The following is a 16,685-nucleotide window of genomic DNA, read 5'->3' on the forward strand; positions in this document are numbered from 1 at the left end:
CCATGCCCCCCCTGGCCGACATCCTGGTGGCAGTCCTGCTGGTGTCCAGCGGCGTGCTGGTCCTTGTGGCCGCGCTCGGCCTGTGGAGACTGCCCGACTTTTTCCTGCGCATGCACGCACCGGCACTGGCGTCCACGCTCGGCGCCTGGATCGTCACCCTGGCCTCCATCGTGCACTTCAGCACCCGCGGGGCGGGGCTGAGCCTGCACGTCTGGCTGATCATCATCGTGCTGTCGATCTCGGCCCCGGTCACGACCATCGTGCTGGCACGCGCCGCACTGTTCCGCCGGCGCCAGGCCGGCGACCCGCTGCCAGCGCCGCTCCAGCGGCGCCGTTGACCACGCGACCACACACCGCCCGGCAGGCCACGAAAGACGCACCCATGATCACGGACATCGAGGACTTCTTTGCCAAGGGCTGCGGCCGCTGCGAGCGTTTCGCCACCCCCGCCTGCTCCGCCAACCAGTGGCACGACGGCCTGGTTGCGCTGCGCGCCCTTTGCCGCTCGGCCGGCTTGGTGGAAACCGTGAAATGGGGCCACCCCTGCTACATGCACGCCGGGCGCAACATCGCGCTCATCGGTGCGCTGCAGGGCGACTTCCGGCTCAACTTCTTCAACGCCGCGCTGATGAAAGACCCCGAAGGTCTGCTGGAGCGGCAAGGCCCCAACACGCAGCACCCCGACTCGATCCGGTTCACCGCCACCGAGCAGGTCGAAGAACGGGCCAGCGCCATCCACGCCTACCTGCTCGAAGCCATGGCCTATGCCGACGCCGGCATCCGCCCACCGAAAGTGGTGCAGGCGCTGGAACTGCCCGACGAGCTGGTCGACGCGATGGACGCCGACCCCGAACTGGCCGAGGCCTTCCACCGCCTCACCCCGGGCCGCCAGCGCAGCTACGCGATCCTTCTGAGCTCGGCAAAAACGGCGGCCACGCGCGTGTCGCGGATCGAGAAGGCGCGCCCACACATCCTGGCGGGCAAGGGCGCGAACGAGCGCTGACGAATCTTTCTCATCCTGCTTCGGGCGCAGCACCGACGGCCATGACCCCCGCCACCGCAGCCCATCTCGCCGACGCCCTGATGGCGCTGCATGCGGGCGTGGTGCTGTTCGTCGTCGGGCTGCTTCCACTGGTGCTCATCGGCGGCGCGCGGGGCTGGCGCTGGGTGCACCACCGAGGCCTGCGTGTCACGCATCTGGGGCTGATCCTGTTCATCGCTGCCCAGACCTGGCTCGGCCAGCTCTGCCCGCTGACCGTGTGGGAGCAGGACCTGCGGCACCTGGCCGGGCAAGGCGGCTACCCGGAAGGTTTCATCGAACACTGGCTCGCGCGCCTGCTGTATTGGGACGCACCCTGGTGGGTGTTCGAGGCGGCCTACACGGCGTATGCCCTGCTGGTGGCGGTGGCCTGGTGGTGGGTGCGGCCACGCTCAGGCTGACGCACGGCCTGCGCCCGGAATGCCCGAACAGGCCAATGACCCGACAGCGCTGCCCGTGGCTGGCGGCGCTCCCGACCGGCACCGCGGGTGGATGAAACACCAGCTTTGACAATGGCGCCGACTCAGGCATGCTCGACATCGTTTGACGCGGCTCAAGAAACGCCGGCGCCGCCGGGTGGATGCACGCAGCATGCGGACCGCCATCACGAGGTCCGACGGATTGGGAACGACAGCCGAGAAGGAAGGTGCAAGGCATGAAGCGCAAGACCCCCCTGACGGAACGCGAGACCGCCGCGATGAAGGCCGTGCCGGAAACCGCGGATGCGGTGGAGGAACAGATCGTCAAGCGGCCCGACGGTTATTACAGGACCGCCCCGGATGGCAAGCAGGAGATTGGCCCCTTCAGCAGCTACGAGGACGCGTTGGCCGACCTGCAGGCTGCCGACCTCGAAGCGCCCGAGCCTGGCGAGAGCCTGCGCGAGGCTGAGAGTGAACTTGGCATTTCGGACTGGATCGACCCCGAGACCGGTGAACCGGCCGAAGGCCTCTCGCCCCCGCACCTGGACGGCGACTGAACGTCGTGCGCGCGAGCAGCGTGAGGGAGGGCAGGGGTGGACAAAAGCACACGATGAAACCTCCTGGGTGGTACCCGCGCCGGTCTTCTCTGGCACCTGGATGTTTGCCATCCGCATGGTCGTGGGCAAGGGCGGGCAGGCGCCTGTGCCTGGATGCCTGATTTCTGCAGAGAGGAAACCATGAACACCTTGACAAAACTCGCCCTGGGTGTGCTGGGGCAACTGCACGGCCAGCCCGCCAGCGGCGCGGTGCTTGGAGAAATGGCGCTGCCCCCGGCACGGACCACGGGCGGCCTGCCGGTGATGCAGGCCCTGCAACAGCGCCAGTCCCAACGCGACTTCCGCCCTGACGCGCTGGAGCCGCCAACCCTGTCGGACCTGCTGTGGGCCGCCGCCGGCATCAACCGTGCCGAGCACGGCGGCCGCACCTCGCCCTCGGCCATGAACGCACAGGAGGTGGACCTGTACGTGGCACTGCCGCAAGGCCTGTACCGCTACGAGCCGCAACGCCACGTGCTGCTGCTCATCAAGGCCGAAGACGTGCGCCGTGTGACGGGTTACCAGGACTTCGTCGACAACGCGCCGCTGGACCTGGTCTACGTGGCGGACCACGGCCGCATGAAGATGGTGCCCGCCGCGCAGCGTGAGGCCTACGCCTCGGTGGCGGCGGGTGCCATGGCGCAGAACGTGTACCTGTTTTGTGCCTCGCATGGGCTGGGCACGGTGGTGCGGGCCTGGTTTGACCGCCATGCGCTGACGAAAGCGATGGGGTTGACGAACGATCAGCAGATTCTGCTGACGCAGACGGTGGGCTACGCGAAGCGCTGATCTTCATTGGCGTGGCACCCGGATGATCGCTGCGGAGCAGAAACCGGGACGTGACGGCACGGCCGCGACTTCACACAGCCCAACGGGGTTCATCCCCCACCCAGCCGCCGCGCCTCCACCTCAAACGGGTTGTCCCAGTAGGCATCCCGCCCGCGCAGCCACTGCCACGCCCCAGCCAGCAGATACGCCGGCAGAAACAGCGGCCCCCAGCGTTCGCACTGCCGCACATGCACCCGCTCGTGCGCGCGCAGGCGCTGCAGTTCCTGCGCATGGGTGCCGAGCACGACGTGGCCGAAGGTGATCGCTGTGAAGGGCCAGCGGCGCCGGGGTGGTGCGCGGCGCGCGGCGATTTCGATCACGCCATCCACGATGCGCAGGCGTGCGCCAAAAGGGAGCAGCAGCAGGCCGAGCGCGAGGCCGATCAGCGTGTTGGGCGATGCCCAGAGCCACCGCGCCCAGCGCCCGAGGCGACCGGCCGGCCGGGGCCTGCGGCGGGGCATGGCCTCAGGACACGATGTATGCGCCCGAGCCGCAGGACAGCAGCTTGCCGTCCGCGCCGCGGAACTCCATGCGCGTGGACGCCACGCGCGAACCCAGGCGCAGCACCTCGGCGCTGAGTTCGAAGTGCTCGCCGATGCCGGGGCGCAGGTAGTCGATGCGCAGGTCGATGGTGCCGAGCTTGCCGAAGCGGTGCAGGCGCTGATCGGGCGTTTCGTCCATGTGGCGCGCGCCGATGGCGGCCATGCAGGCCAGGCCGCCCATGGCGTCGAGCCCGGCGCTGATGACGCCGCCGTGCACGCGGTTGTGGCTGTAGTGGCCGATCAGTTCGTGGCGCATGTCGATGCGCGCGGTCACGCGCTCGGGCAGCAGGCTGGTGATCTTCAGCCCCAGCACCTGGTTGAACACGATCTTCTCTTCGAAGATGGCCTTGAGCCCGGCGATGAACTCGGGCTCGAACTCGGTGGGCAGTGGTGGTGGGGATTTGCTCATAGTCCGGATTGTCGCGCGGCGAGTTCTTTCATGATTTCTTCGGCGCCGCCGCCGATCATCATGACCTTGACCTCGCGGTAGATGCGTTCGCTGACGGTGCCGCGCATGTAGCCCATGCCGCCGAGGATCTGCACCGCGGCGTCGGCGCAGAACTGCATGGCCTGCGTGGCGTGGTTCTTGAGCAGGCAGACATGGCTGACCCAGTCCGGTCCCTGGTCGCCCGCGTCGGCGCGCGCGGTGACGGCGTCCACCCAGGCCCGGGTGGATTCGATGCGCGTGCGCATGTCCATGAGCTTGTGGCGGATGACCTGGCGTTCGATGAGCGCGGCGCCAAAGGTCTGACGCTGGCGCGCCCAGTCCAGCGCCTCGTCGTAGCAGGCCTGTGCAAAGCCCAGCGCCATCGCGCTCATGGCCAGGCGCTCGCCGTTGAAGTTGCCCATGATCATGCGAAAGCCCGCGCCCTCTTCGCCCAGGCGGTATCGCACCGGCACGCGCACACCATCGAAGCGCAGGTGCGCGGTGTCAGAGCAGTGCCAGCCCATCTTCTGCAGCGCGCTGCGCGAGACGCCAGGCCGGTCCATGGGCACCACCACCATGCTGATGCCGCTGGCGCCCTTGTTGCCAGCATCGGTGCGAACGGCGAGCGCGAGCCAGTCGCAGCGCAGGCCGGAGGTGATGAAGACCTTCTCGCCGTCGATCACGTACTCGTCGCCCTCGCGCCGCGCGGTGGTGCGCAGCGCGGCCACGTCGGATCCACCGCCAGGTTCGGTGATGCCCAGCGCCGCGATCTGCTCGCCGCGCAGCACGGGCGGCACCACCTCGGCCTGCAGCTCGGGCGCGCCATGCGCCAGCACCGGCGGCAGGCCGATGTTCAGCGAGAACAGGCTGGCCATGAGGCCACCGCTGCTGCCGTGGCGGGCCAGGGTCTGCGACAGCGCGTTGCGCGCGCGCCAGGGCGCGGGCGTGCCGCCCAGATGCTCGGGGTAGCCCAGGCCGAGCAGGCCGAGGTCGGCGGCTTCGCGGTACAGCGCGCGCGGAATCTCGCCAGCGGCCTCCCAGGCGTCGAGGTTCGGGCGCACCCGCTCCAGTGCAAACCGGCGCACGGTATCGACCAGCGCCTCCAGGTCGGCGGCGTCGAAGTCGCTCGAAGTGTCGGTGCTCATGCGCCCTCTTCCGAAAAGACCAGCAGCACCTGTGCCGGTACCAGCTGCTGCCCCGCCACCACGGTCACGCCGGACACGGTTGCGTCGCGCGGTGCGGCGATCTGGTGTTCGATCTTCATGCTCTCGATGGTCAGCAGCACCTGCCCGCGCGCCACGCGCTGGCCGGGCTGCACCATGAGCGACACCAGCTTGCCGTTGAAGGGCGCGCGCAGTTCGCGCGCCGCGGGGCCCTGGCCACCGCTCAGCGCGGCGGACAGGCTCAGGTCCTGCAGGTGCAGGTCGTGGGCACCCCAGCGCACATGGCAATGGCCGTCGGCGTGGCGCACCACCGCGGTGGGCTGCGCGACGCCATCGAGCGCCACGGTGACCTTGCCGATGTGTGCGCTGTACCCGCGCTCGCCAGCATGCACCTGCAACGCCCCGCGGCCGAGTTCGCGCACACCCAGGTCCAGCGTGGTCTCTCCGAGCTTCACGCGCAGCGGCCGCACAAACGGGCTGGGCAGATCGGCGCCCGTGCGGCCCAGCCAGGTCGCCGCCAGCGCGGCGGCCACACAGGCCCCGTGCGGCGGCTGGATCGCCTCGCGCAGCCTGTCGCCCTGCTCCGCGAGGAAGGGGATGGTGGCCTCGCCCGCACCAAACACCGGATGGCGCAGGCAGGCCGCCAGGAAGGCGCGGTTGCTGGGCAGGCCGAGCAGCACCGTGTCGTCGAGCGCCTGCGCGAGTTGGGCGATGGCCCCGCCGCGGGTCGGCGCGTGGGCGATCAGCTTGCCCAGCATGGCGTCGTAGTGCGGCGTGACCACCGAGCCGTCTTCGAGCGCGTGGTCGAAGCGCAGGCCGTCGCTCAGCGGTGATTCGGCGAAACGCTGCACCGTGCCGGCGTGCGGGGTGAAGTGTTCGTCTTCGGCGCAGAGGCGGACTTCAATGGCATGACCCTGGAGCTGCACCTTGTCCTGTGTCAACGGCAGCGGCTCGCCACGCGCCACACGGAGTTGCCATTCGACCAGGTCCAACCCGGTGAGCATTTCGGTGACGGGGTGCTCGACCTGCAGCCGGGTGTTCATCTCCATCAGGAAGAACTGGTCGCCGTCGAGCAAAAACTCCACCGTCCCCGCGCCCACATAGCCCGCGCCCTGCACCAGCGCCACCGCGCAGCGGCCCAGCTCGGCGCGCAGCTCGGGCGAGACCGCCGGGCTGGGCGACTCCTCGATGATCTTCTGGTGGCGGCGCTGCACCGAACAGTCGCGCTCGCCCAGGTGGATGCAGTGGCCGTGGGCGTCGGCGAACACCTGCACCTCGACGTGGCGCGGGTTGAGCAGCGCACGTTCGATCAGCAGGTCGCCATTGCCGAAACCGGCCAGGGCTTCGGACCGCGCGCTCTGCAGCGCGGCGGGCAGTTGCTCGGCGCTGTGCACGAGGCGCATGCCGCGCCCGCCGCCACCGGCCACGGCCTTGACCATGACCGGGTAGCCGATGCGCTGCGCCTCGGCCGCGAAGGTCTCGTCGCGCTGGTCGTCGCCGAAGCAGCCCGGCAGCACCGGCACACCCTGTGCCAGCGCCACCGCCTTGGCGGCGGACTTGCTGCCCAGCGCGCGGATGGCGGCGGGCAGCGGTCCGACCCAGGTGAGGCCGGCGTCGATGACGGCCTGCGCGAAGTCGGCGTTTTCGCTGAGGAAGCCGTAGCCGGGGTGCACCGCGTCGGCGCCGCTGGCGCGCGCGGCGCCGATGAGTTTGTCGATGTGCAAATAGCTGTCGGCCGAGGCGGTGCCGCCCAGCGCCACGGCCGTGTCGGCTTCGCGCACGTGCAAGGCGCCGCGATCGGCGTCGGAAAACACCGCCACGGTCGCGACGCCCATGCGGCGCGCGGTGCGGAGGATGCGGCGCGCGATCTCGCCGCGGTTGGCGATCAGCAGGCGCCTCATGCGCCCCCCTCCACCCACGGTGCGGGCTGCTTGCGCACAAAGGCCTTGAGGCCGGCAGCCGCCTCCGGCCCGCGCAGGGCCGTCGCGAAAGCGATGGCGGCTTCGTCGCGCAGGTCGGGCAGCGGTCCGTGCAGGCGGCGCAGCAGCTGCTTGGTCTCGGCCAGGGCACCGGGTGCGGCCAGGCGGTGGCGCGCCAGCGTGTCGGTCAGCGCCGCTTCCATCTCGCCGTCGGCCACCACGTCGTTGACCAGGCCCAGGTCGCACGCTTCGCTGGCACTGAAGTGCCGGCCCGAGAGCAGGCAGTCGCGTGCGGCGCGGTCGCCCAGGCGCCGCCAGACAAAGGGCGCGATCTGCGCCGGTGGCAGGCCCAGCGTGACCTCGGGCGTGGCGAACACCGAGCGCTGCGTCGCCAGCACCACATCGCCACAGCAGGCCAGGCCGAAGCCGCCGCCCATGGCCGGCCCGTCCACCGCCACCACCAGCAGCTGCGGCAGTTCGGTCAGCGCGTGCAGCACGTCGCCGAACGCGCGGTTGGCGTCGATCAACGGGTCGTGTGCGCCCTCGGCGAGTGGCTGGCCGATGGCGCTGGCGAAGTGGCCCAGGCTGCCGCCCGCGCAGAAGGCGCCACTCCCGCCGGTGAGCACCACCGTGCGCAGGCTGTCGTCGGCCTTGGCCCGCAGGCAGGCCTCGAACAGGGCGACCACCATGCCGTCGGACAGCGCGTTGCGCGTGGCCTGGTCATCGAGCGTCCAGCGCTCGGTGTCGCCCTGCCGCACCACCAGAAAGTTGCTCATGTCACGCCCTTTCAGTGCGCCGGGCGTTTGGCGATGCCCATCATCTTGGTGAGGATGCCGAGCATCACCTCGTCGGCCCCGCCGCCGATGGAGGCCAGGCGCCCGTCGCGGTACATGCGCGAGACCTTGTTGTCCCACGTGAAGCCCATGCCGCCCCAGAACTGCAGGCAGGTGTCGGGCACCTGGCGGTTCAGGCGCCCGGCCTTGAGCTTGGCCATGGTGGCCCACTCGGTCACGTCCTCGCCGGCCACGTAGTGCTCGCAGGCCTGGTAGGTCAGCGCGCGCAGGCTCTCGACCTCGGTCTTGAGCTCGGCCAGCTTGAACTGCACCCACTGCTGGTCGGCCAGCGAGGCGCCAAACAGCTGGCGCTCCTGCGCGTACTCCACCGTCCACTGGATGCAGTTGCTCAGGCTTTGCAGCGTGCTGGCCGCGCACCACAGGCGCTCCTCCTGGAACTGCTGCATCTGGTAGATGAAGCCCGCGCCCTCGGCGCCGATGCGGTAGCGCTGCGGCACGCGCACCTCGTCGAAGAACAGCAGGCCGGTGTCGCTGCTGTTCATGCCGATTTTTTTGATCTTCTGGCCGACCTCGAAGCCTTTGACGGTCTTGCCGTTCTCGCGCAGCGGCACCATGACCAGGCTCTTGTTCTTGTGCGCGGGGCCGTCGCTGGTGTTGACCAGCATGCACATCCAGTCGGCCTGCAGGCTGTTGGTGATCCACATCTTCTGGCCGCTGATGACGTAGTCGTCGCCGTCCTTGCGGGCCACGGTCTTGATGGCCGACACGTCACTGCCCGCGCCGGGCTCGCTCACGCCGATGCAGCCGACCATGTCGCCCGCGATGGCGGGCGCGAGGAACTGCGCCTTGAGTTCTTCGCTGCCGAAACGCGCCAGGGCCGGTGTGCACATGTCGGTCTGCACGCCGATGGCCATGGGCACGCCGCCGCAGTGGATGTGGCCCAGCGTCTCGGCCATGGCCACGCTGTAGGAGTAGTCCAGCCCCATGCCGCCGTAGGCCTCGGGTTTGGTCAGGCCCAGCAGGCCGAGCTGGCCCATCTGTTTGAAGACCTCGTGCGCCGGGAAGATCTCGGCCGCTTCCCACTCGTCCACGTGCGGGTTGATGTGCTCGTCGATGAAGCGCTTGAGGGTCTTCTGGATCTCGCGGTGTTCGTGGGTGAACTGCATGGGGTGTCTCCTGTCGTTGTCTTGAAAGCGGCGCTCACATGCGCGCGACGCCGAACGGCATGGGCCTCGGCTGGCGCAGCGCCGCCTCGGCCACGGTGTCCAGGCAGAAGCGGAGCACGGCGCGGGTGTCGCGCGGGTCGATCACGCCGTCGTCCAGCACCAGGCCGCTCGTGTAGAACGCGTCGGCCTGCGACTCGAACTTCTGCACGATGGCCTCGTACTTCGCCTTCATCTGCGCCTGCACCTCGGGCGTGTCGGTGGGGATGCCTTTGCGCGCCATGCCGGCCTCGGCCACGATCTGCATGGTCCTGGCGGCCTGCTCGCCGCCCATGACCGCGGTGCGCGCGTTGGGCCAGCTGAACAGGAAGCGCGGCGCGTAACCGCGGCCGCACATGCCGTAGTTGCCCGCACCGAAACTGGCGCCGCACTGGATGGTGATCTGCGGCACCGTCGCATTCGTCACCGCCTGGATCATCTTGCTGCCGTGCTTGATCATCCCGGCCTGCTCGCTGTCCTTGCCGACCATGTAGCCGGTGGTGTTCTGCAGGTAGACGATGGGGTGGCCGAGCTGGCACATCCACTGGATGAAGTGCGTGGCCTTGTTCGCGCCGGCCACGTCGATGGGACCGTTGTTGCTGATGATGCCGACCGCGTGGCCGCCGATGTGCGCCTGGGCGCAGACCGTGGCGGCGCCGTAGAGCGCCTTGAACTCAAGGATGTCGGAGCCATCGGTGATGCGGGCCATGACCTCGCGCATGTCCACCGGTTCGCGGTGGTGCGCGGGCATCAGGGACAGCAGGTCCTCGGCGTCTAAACGGGGTTCGGGCGCCGTCGGTCGCTGAGGCATCTGCCAGCCGGTGCGCGCCACGATGTCGCGCGCCAGGCCCAGGGCCTCGCGGTCGTCTTCGGCCAGGTGCTCGCCCAGTCCCGACACCGTGGTGTGCATCTCGGCACCGCCCAACTCCTCTTCGGTGGCGATCTCGCCGGTGGCGGCCTTGAGCAGCGGCGGCCCGGCGAGAAAGGCGCGCGAGCGGCCGCGCACCATGATCACGATGTCCGAGAGGCCCGGCATGTAGGCGCCACCGGCGGTGCCCGACCCGTGCTGCACCGTGATGACCGGCAGGCCCGCCGCCGAGAGGCGCGCGAGGTTGCGGAACAGACCGCCGCCGAGCACGAAGCCCTCGACCTGGTACTTCATCAGGTTCGCGCCCGCGCTCTCGACCAGGTGCACGAAAGGCAGCCGGTTCTCCAGCGCCATCTCCTGCACCCGCAGGATCTTCTCCAGCCCGCGCGCCTGGATCGCACCGGCCTCGATGCCCGAGTCGCTGGCCACCACCATGCAGCGCACGCCGCCAATGAAGCCGATGCCAGCCAGCATGCCGCCGCCGGGCACGGACTTCTCCGGGTCCTTCGTGTCCTGCAGGAAACCGGCCAGCGAACACAGCGGCAGGTACGGCGCGCCCGGGTCCAGCAGCAGGCCCACGCGCTCGCGCGGCAGCAGCTGCCCGCGCTTGTGGAACACCGGCGCCGACAGGGCCGAAGCGGCCGCGGCGCGGTCTTCCAGCGCCCGCAGCTGGGCGATGCGCGCCAGCAGGGCGTCGCGGCGCTGCGCGGCCTGTTCGCTGTGCGGGTTGAAATTCGACGCAAAGCTCATGACTGGAACACCTTGGGCGTGACCGCGCGGTGGAAACCGTCGAAAGGTTTCACCGCGTCGCGCTGCTGCACCTCGGCCGGTGCGGCGACCTGCCCCCAGCCCATGCGCACCTGGGGCCGTGCGCCGTCTACACGCAACACCGTGCCGCTGATGAAGCTGGCCGCGGGCGAGAGCAGGAAGACGATGGCGGCCGAGGTCTCGGCCTCGTTGCCGAAGCGCCCCAGCGGCACGGTCTGGCGCATCTCACGCAGCATCGGCCCGGCCTCGGGCGGGTAGTGGTCCATGCCGCTGGAGGCGATGTAGCCCGGCGCGACCGCGTTCACGCGCACGCCGCTTTTCGCCCACTCCATCGCCGCGGTCTCGGTGAAGCTCACCATGCCCATGCGGGCGGCGCCGCTGTGGCCCATGCCGGGCATCGAACCCCACATGTCCGCGACGATGTTCACGATGGCGCCGCCCTGCGCCTGCATGCTCTGCAGGTAGCACTCGCGCGCCACCAGGAAGCCACCGGTCAGGTTGGTGTCGATCACCGCCTGCCAGCCCTTGGCGCTGATCTTCTCCAGCGGGGTGATGTACTGGCCGCCGGCGTTGTTGACCAGGGCGTCGATGCGGCCATGCGCCTGCACCGCGTCGGCCACCATGGCCTGCACGCCCGCCTCGTTGCGGATGTCGCAGACGTGGAAGCTGGCGCGCCCGCCGTCGTCGGCGATCTCGATGGCCGTGGCCTGCAGCTTCTCGGGGTTGCGGCCCACCAGCACCACCATGGCACCCAGCCGGGCCAGCTCGTGCGCGGTGCAGCGGCCGATGCCCGATCCGCCTCCGGTGACCATCACCACTCGCCCGGCGAACAGGCCGTCGCGAAACACGGAACCATACCGTTTGCTCATGCGCGCTCCTTCAGGAACAGGTGCAGCGCCGCCTCGGTCAGATCGTCGAGCGAAGACCGGCGCCCCGGCTCGAACCACTGCACCGCCCAGTTGAGCGCGCCGAAGATCATCAGCCGCGCCAGGCTCGGGTCGCCCTGCAGCTCGCCGCTGTCGTGCAGTGCCTGCAGCACCGGCACCCAGACGGCCTCGTACTCTCGCCGCAGCTCGTTGACCGCCTGGCGCTGCACCTCGGACAGCGAGCGCCACTCGTAGAGCATCACCGGGATGAAGTCGCTCTCTGCGCCCAGCAGCACCTCCAGGTGGTTGCGCACCAGCACGCGCAGGCACTCGCGCGCGCTCAGCGTCTGGCCCGCGGCGGCGGCCGCGTCGTGCATGGCACCGGCCTGGCGCCCGGTGGCGCGCTGCATGCCTTCAAGCATCACGGCCGCCAGCAGCGCCTCCTTGTTTTCAAAGTGGTAGAAGGGCGAGCCCGAGCGCATGCCCGCGGCGGCGGCGATGTCGCGCGTGCTCGTGGCGGCAAAGCCCTGCTGGCGGAACAGGCGGGCCGCGGCGCGCAGCAGGTCCTGGCGGCGGTTGCCGTCGTCGCGCTCGTCGGCGGTCTTGCGGGGGCGCCCGCGGGCGCGCCGGGGCGCCAGGTCTGGGCTGAGGTCGGGAGTGTCCGGTGTCATGGGGAGGCACCTTAGCAGCGGCCTTTATTTTTAGCAAGCAATTGCTTTGTATAAATAAACTTCGCTGTCACCGGCCCGACATCCGCCCCCGCCAGCGCCCACAATCCCCGGAACCTCACCACCCGATGCGCCGTTCATTCATGAGCCCACCCCACGCCACCCGACGCTCCCACCGTTTGCTCGCACCATGAACCTCTGGTCTTCCCTCGGTCCGCTGGTCGGAGGTCTGGGCCTGTTTCTGCTGGGCATGGGCATGATGACCGATGGCCTCAAGCTGGTCGCCGGACCGGCCCTGCACAACATCCTGAGCCAGTCCACGCGCACCCGCTGGCATGCGCTGGGCACCGGCGTGCTGGTGACGGCCCTGGTGCAATCGTCCACCGCGGTGGGCGTGGCCGCCATCGGCTTTGTCAACGCGGGTCTGCTGGGGCTGGCGCCCGCGGTGTGGGTGGTGTTCGGTGCCAACGTGGGCTCCACCATGACCGGCTGGATCGTGGCCCTGGTGGGTCTGAAGTTCAAGGTCGAGGTGCTCGCGTTGCCGCTGGTGGGCCTGGGCGCTGTGATGCGCCTGAGCGGCGAGCACCAGCGCCGCGGCGCCATGGGCACGGCACTGGCCGGCTTCGGGCTGCTGTTCCTGGGCATCGGCCTGCTGCAGCAGGCGTTCGTGGGCCTGGCCGGGCAGATCAGCCTGCCGCAGGGCACGGACGCGCTCTCCGTGCTGGCCCAGCTGGGCATCGGCCTGATGATGACGGTGCTGATGCAGTCGTCCAGCGCAGCCATGACCATCACCCTGACCGCGGCCCAGAGCGGACTGATCGGACCCCAGGGCGCGGCCGCGGTGGTGATCGGCGCCAACATTGGCAGCGCGGTGACCACCGCCCTGGCCGGCATCGGCGCCACCCCCAACGCGCGCCGCACGGCCGCCGCCCACGTGTTGTTCAACCTGCTCACCGGCGCGGTGGCACTGCTGCTCCTGCCCTGGCTCGTCGACGCGCTGTCGGCGGCACGCGAAGCGCTGTCGCTGCCACCCGACCCGGCCACCAAGCTGGCGCTGTTCCACACCACATTCAATCTGCTGGGCGTGCTGCTCATGTGGCCGCTGGCCGACCGCCTCACGCACTGGCTGCTGCAGCGCTTTCGCGCCCGGGAGGAGGACGAGGCGCAGCCCCGCTTCCTGGACGACAACGTGCTGGCCGTGCCCACGCTGGCACTGGACGCGCTGGAGCAGGAGATCGCGCGCCTGGGCAAGCTGTGCGTGCACCAGGCGGGCGCCGTGCTGAAGGTGGCCACGCCCGAGGCGCTGGCCAGCGGCCAGACGGTGCTTTCGCAGCTCGACGCCGCCGTGGAGCGCTTTGTGGAGCGCATGGGCCGCAGCGCACTCACACCAGCCTCCACCGAACGCCTGGCGGAGCTGCTGCGCATCCTGCGCTACTACGAAACCTGCGCCGAACAGTTGCGGGTCTCCGCACCGCTGGTGCCACCCGGCGCCGCGGACCCCCGGCTGCCCGATGCGCACCAGCGCTTCGTGTCCACGGCCACCTTCCTGCTGGCCGAACACGGCCGGGTGGTCCCGGGCCCCCGCCCTGCACTCGACCTCCTGCCCATGGAGGCCGCCTACCAGCACCTCAAGGCCACGGTGCTGGCCGCAGCGGCGGCGGGGCATGTGCCGCTGGCGGACATGGAGGCGTCACTGGAACGGTACAGCGCGATGCGCCGCGCGCTGCAACAGGCGGTCAAGGCCCACACACGGCAGCAGCCCCTCCACCGGGCCTGAGCCATCGCATACATTCCTTCTTTTTAAGAAGGTATCTATCTGTTTATATGCTTTTTCGGGATTGAATTGTCGCTACCCTAGTCGTTCTTCAATTTCCTTCAGCAGGAGACTTCTCATGAAAAAACTGCTTTCCCTGCTCGCCGTCGTGCTGACGCTGGGCCTGGGCACCGCCCACATGGACGCAGAGGCCAAGCGCATCGGCGGCGGCAAGTCGCTGGGCATGCAGCGCCAGGCCACCCCGCCCGCCAAGGCGCCCGATGCCTCGCCGAACGCGGCACCTGCCGCACCTGCCGCAGGTGCCGCGGCCGGTGCCGCCGCCGCTCCCAAGCGCAGCTGGATGGGCCCGGTGGCCGGTCTGGCCGCCGGCCTGGGCCTGGCCGCGCTGGCCTCGCACCTGGGCTTCGGTGAAGAACTCGCCAACATGCTGATGATCGGCCTGATGGTGATGGCCGCTCTGGCGGTGATCGGCTTCATCATGCGCAAGCGGGCCGCGGCGTCGCAAGGCGGCATGGCCTACGCCGGTGCCGCAGCCGGTGCGGGCGGTTCGAACAACGCCTTCCGCATGCCCGCCAGCCCGGTGCAGACCGGTGGCGCTGCCGCCGGTGGCTCGATGATCGGTGCCAACCTGCAAGGCGCGCAGCCGCGCATCCCGGCCGACTTCGACGTCGCCGCCTTCGAGCGCAACGCCAAGGTCAACTACATCCGCCTGCAGGCGGCCAATGACACCGGCAACCTGGACGACATCCGCCAGTTCACCTCGCCGGAGATGTTTGCCGAGCTGCAGATGGACATCCGCGACCGCAACGGCGCCACCCAGCACACCGACGTGCTGAGCCTCAACGCCCAGGTGCTGGAAGTGGCCGAAGAAGACGCCCTGTACGTGGTGAGCGTGCGCTTCACCGGCGAGCTGCGCGAAGACGGCGTGACCAGCCCGGTCGACGAAATCTGGCACCTGACCAAGCCGCGCCAGGGCAACGGTGGCTGGATCCTCGCAGGCATCCAGCAAGGCGCCTGACCGATTGTTGTTCCACGAGAACTCCTCGCTTGCCCCGGCCCACCGCCGGGGCTTTTTTTCGCCCTTTCAAGGGGCCTTGAGACCATAACGCCGCAGCCGCGCGGCGATGGCCGAGTGCGAGGTGCCCAGGCGCTCGGCCAGCTTGCGCGTGCTCGGGTGGTCGGGCAGCAGGCGCTGCAGCAGCTCGCGCTCGAAGCCGGCCACCGCTGCTTCCAGCGTCGTCACCTCTTCCTGCGCGGCGGCCGTCGACACCGCGCTCACGTCGGCCCCCGCCAGTTCCAGCGCCGCCACGTCGATCACCGCCGCGTCGCTCAGCGTGACGGCGCGGAACACCACGTTCTGCAGCTGCCGCACATTGCCGTGCCAGGGGTTGGCCAGCAGCGCCTCGCCGGCTGCGCGACTCAGCCGCGCCTTGGGCCGGCCGATCTGCGCGCAGGCGCGTTCGAGGAACACCTGCGCCAGCGGCAGGATGTCCTCGGTGCGCTCGCGCAGCGGCGGCAGGTTCAGCTGCAGCACATCGAGGCGGAACAGCAGGTCCTGACGGAACGCGCCGCTGGCCACCATGTCTTCCAGCGCCCGGTGGGTCGCACTGATGATGCGCACATTGACCTTGAGGTCGCGCTCGCCACCGACGCGGCGGAAGCTGCCGTCGTTCAGGAATCGCAACAGCTTGGCCTGCAGATAGGGCGACATCTCGCCGACTTCATCAAGGAACAGGGTGCCGCCGTCGGTCAGCTCCAGCAGACCCGGCCGGCCGCCGCGCAGCGCGCCGGTGAAGGCACCGCTGGCGTAGCCGAACAGCTCGCTCTCGGCCAGGCTCTCGGGCAGGGCCGCGCAGTTGAGCGCGAAGAAGGGCTGGTCGCGCCGCGGACTGCCGGCGTGGCAGGCCTGGGCCACCAGCTCCTTGCCGGTGCCGGTCTCGCCGCGGATCAGCAGCGGCGCATCCACCTGCGCCATGCGCATGGCGCGCTGCTTGAGCGAGCGGATCGCCGCCGACTGGCCGAGGATGGCCTCGAAGCCGCCGGCGCCGTGGTTCTGCAGCGCGCTGATGCGCTCGCCCAGGCGCTGCGGCGCGTGCAGCGTGAGCACCGCGCCGGCCACGCTGCCGCCCGCGTCGTGCAACGCGACGGTCTCCATCAGGAAGCGCTGCCCGCCCACCTGCACCTCGCTCACCGGCAAGCGCGCGCCCTGCGCCACCAGCGCGTCCACCAGCGCGGCATCGCCCGTGAGTTCGCGCAGTGAGCGGCCGGCCAGCTCGGCCTCGGGCATGCCGCACACCGCCACCGCCGCCGCGTTCGCCAGCACCACCACACCCCGCCCGTCGACCGCGAGCACCGGGTCGGTGAGCGAGGCCATGAGCGCGTCCAGGTAGAGCCGCCGCCGCGCGCCCGGCAGCATCTCCAGCTCGGCCACCGAGAGCACACCCGCCACCCGCAGCAGCGGCTCGCGCAGCGCGGCCAGGTCGTCGGCGCCGAGCGTGGGCGCTTCTATATAGATGTGCGGCGGCTCGACCTCGACCGCCGAGACGTTGAGCGCGCGGCTGGCGAGCGCGGCGAGGATTTCCTGGGCAATGCCGACCCGGTCGGTGAAGTGGACGTCGATGCGCATGGTGTGTATCGGTTTCGATCCATTGTATTTATTTCAATCCACCTGCACCCCTCTTCCGTAACGATTTCAATCCAACTCGATAAGACTCCAGTTACTTTTCTTTTCAGATCAAGCACTTGCGATCACGCGCCCGGTGGCACGGCGCTTGCAAAACGCATTGCATCGGGCCACCAGCGGCGCCATCGC

17 protein-coding genes are annotated in these 16,685 nt (G+C 69.8%); 7 read left to right on the top strand and 10 right to left on the bottom strand.

From position 1 onward, the window contains the following. Positions 1–2: 2 nt before the first annotated feature. From mnhG to HPS01S_RS08035, 5 genes are all read left to right on the top strand, one after another. Complete coding sequence (gene mnhG / locus HPS01S_RS08015) at positions 3–338, top strand: monovalent cation/H(+) antiporter subunit G (protein ID WP_066153657.1); 336 nt, start codon at positions 3–5, stop codon at positions 336–338. A 44-nt stretch (positions 339–382) separates the two neighbouring features. Continuing rightward, entirely contained in the window at positions 383–1,003 is a 621-nt protein-coding gene (locus HPS01S_RS08020) for a YdeI/OmpD-associated family protein (RefSeq protein WP_066153660.1), read from the top strand. 41 nt (positions 1,004–1,044) lie between these two features. Beyond that, positions 1,045–1,440 carry a DUF2784 domain-containing protein gene (locus HPS01S_RS08025; RefSeq protein WP_066153663.1) on the top strand — a complete coding sequence of 132 codons (396 nt, stop codon included), beginning with the start codon at positions 1,045–1,047 and terminating at the stop codon, positions 1,438–1,440. Positions 1,441–1,694: 254 nt separating this feature from the next. Next, on the top strand, positions 1,695–2,015 hold the full coding sequence (locus HPS01S_RS08030; protein WP_255284182.1) for a hypothetical protein: 321 nt from the start codon (positions 1,695–1,697) through the stop codon (positions 2,013–2,015). A gap of 180 nt (positions 2,016–2,195) precedes the next feature. Then, a complete protein-coding gene (locus HPS01S_RS08035) occupies positions 2,196–2,843 on the top strand; it encodes a nitroreductase family protein (protein ID WP_066153667.1) in 648 nt (215 codons plus the stop codon). A gap of 89 nt (positions 2,844–2,932) precedes the next feature. Here HPS01S_RS08035 and HPS01S_RS08040 read toward each other — a convergent pair whose 3' ends face one another. From HPS01S_RS08040 to HPS01S_RS08080, 9 genes are read right to left on the bottom strand one after another with little or no spacing between them, the layout of a single operon-like run. After that, positions 2,933–3,343 (bottom strand): hypothetical protein, encoded by a 411-nt coding sequence (locus HPS01S_RS08040; RefSeq protein ID WP_066153670.1) that lies wholly within the window; start codon positions 3,341–3,343, stop codon positions 2,933–2,935. Positions 3,344–3,347: 4 nt separating this feature from the next. Continuing rightward, positions 3,348–3,833, bottom strand: coding sequence for a thioesterase family protein (locus tag HPS01S_RS08045; RefSeq protein WP_066153673.1), 486 nt, complete (start codon positions 3,831–3,833; stop codon positions 3,348–3,350). Further along, a complete protein-coding gene (locus HPS01S_RS08050) occupies positions 3,830–4,996 on the bottom strand; it encodes an acyl-CoA dehydrogenase family protein (RefSeq protein WP_066153676.1) in 1,167 nt (388 codons plus the stop codon). Before HPS01S_RS08050 ends, HPS01S_RS08045 begins: the two co-directional genes overlap by 4 nt. After that, positions 4,993–6,915 carry an ATP-binding protein gene (locus HPS01S_RS08055; RefSeq protein WP_066153679.1) on the bottom strand — a complete coding sequence of 641 codons (1,923 nt, stop codon included), beginning with the start codon at positions 6,913–6,915 and terminating at the stop codon, positions 4,993–4,995. The genes HPS01S_RS08050 and HPS01S_RS08055 overlap by 4 nt, the downstream gene beginning before the upstream one ends. After that, a complete protein-coding gene (locus HPS01S_RS08060; protein WP_066153682.1) occupies positions 6,912–7,709 on the bottom strand; it encodes an enoyl-CoA hydratase/isomerase family protein in 798 nt (265 codons plus the stop codon). Before HPS01S_RS08060 ends, HPS01S_RS08055 begins: the two co-directional genes overlap by 4 nt. A gap of 11 nt (positions 7,710–7,720) precedes the next feature. Beyond that, complete coding sequence (locus HPS01S_RS08065; RefSeq protein ID WP_066153687.1) at positions 7,721–8,893, bottom strand: acyl-CoA dehydrogenase family protein; 1,173 nt, start codon at positions 8,891–8,893, stop codon at positions 7,721–7,723. A gap of 34 nt (positions 8,894–8,927) precedes the next feature. Next, positions 8,928–10,547, bottom strand: a complete 1,620-nt coding sequence (locus HPS01S_RS08070) for an acyl-CoA carboxylase subunit beta (RefSeq protein WP_066153690.1) — start codon at positions 10,545–10,547, stop codon at positions 8,928–8,930. Next, a complete protein-coding gene (locus tag HPS01S_RS08075) occupies positions 10,544–11,434 on the bottom strand; it encodes an SDR family oxidoreductase (protein WP_066153693.1) in 891 nt (296 codons plus the stop codon). The genes HPS01S_RS08070 and HPS01S_RS08075 overlap by 4 nt, the downstream gene beginning before the upstream one ends. After that, the gene (locus HPS01S_RS08080) at positions 11,431–12,102 is read right to left on the bottom strand and encodes a TetR/AcrR family transcriptional regulator (protein WP_066153695.1); all 672 of its coding nucleotides are present in this window, start codon (positions 12,100–12,102) and stop codon (positions 11,431–11,433) included. Before HPS01S_RS08080 ends, HPS01S_RS08075 begins: the two co-directional genes overlap by 4 nt. 187 nt (positions 12,103–12,289) lie before the next feature. Between HPS01S_RS08080 and HPS01S_RS08085 the strand changes: the two genes are divergently transcribed. Beyond that, a complete protein-coding gene (locus HPS01S_RS08085; protein WP_066153699.1) occupies positions 12,290–13,876 on the top strand; it encodes a Na/Pi cotransporter family protein in 1,587 nt (528 codons plus the stop codon). A 115-nt stretch (positions 13,877–13,991) separates the two neighbouring features. Continuing rightward, positions 13,992–14,891: a Tim44 domain-containing protein gene (locus HPS01S_RS08090; protein ID WP_084397165.1), complete on the top strand. Its 900-nt coding sequence runs from the start codon at positions 13,992–13,994 to the stop codon at positions 14,889–14,891. A gap of 66 nt (positions 14,892–14,957) precedes the next feature. Here the strand turns inward: HPS01S_RS08090 and HPS01S_RS08095 are convergent, their stop codons facing one another. Further along, positions 14,958–16,499, bottom strand: a complete 1,542-nt coding sequence (locus HPS01S_RS08095; protein WP_066153702.1) for a sigma 54-interacting transcriptional regulator — start codon at positions 16,497–16,499, stop codon at positions 14,958–14,960. Positions 16,500–16,685 lie beyond the last annotated feature (186 nt).

The organism is Hydrogenophaga pseudoflava NBRC 102511, assembly GCF_001592285.1.
GTDB classification, from domain to species: Bacteria; Pseudomonadota; Gammaproteobacteria; order Burkholderiales; family Burkholderiaceae_C; genus Hydrogenophaga; species Hydrogenophaga pseudoflava.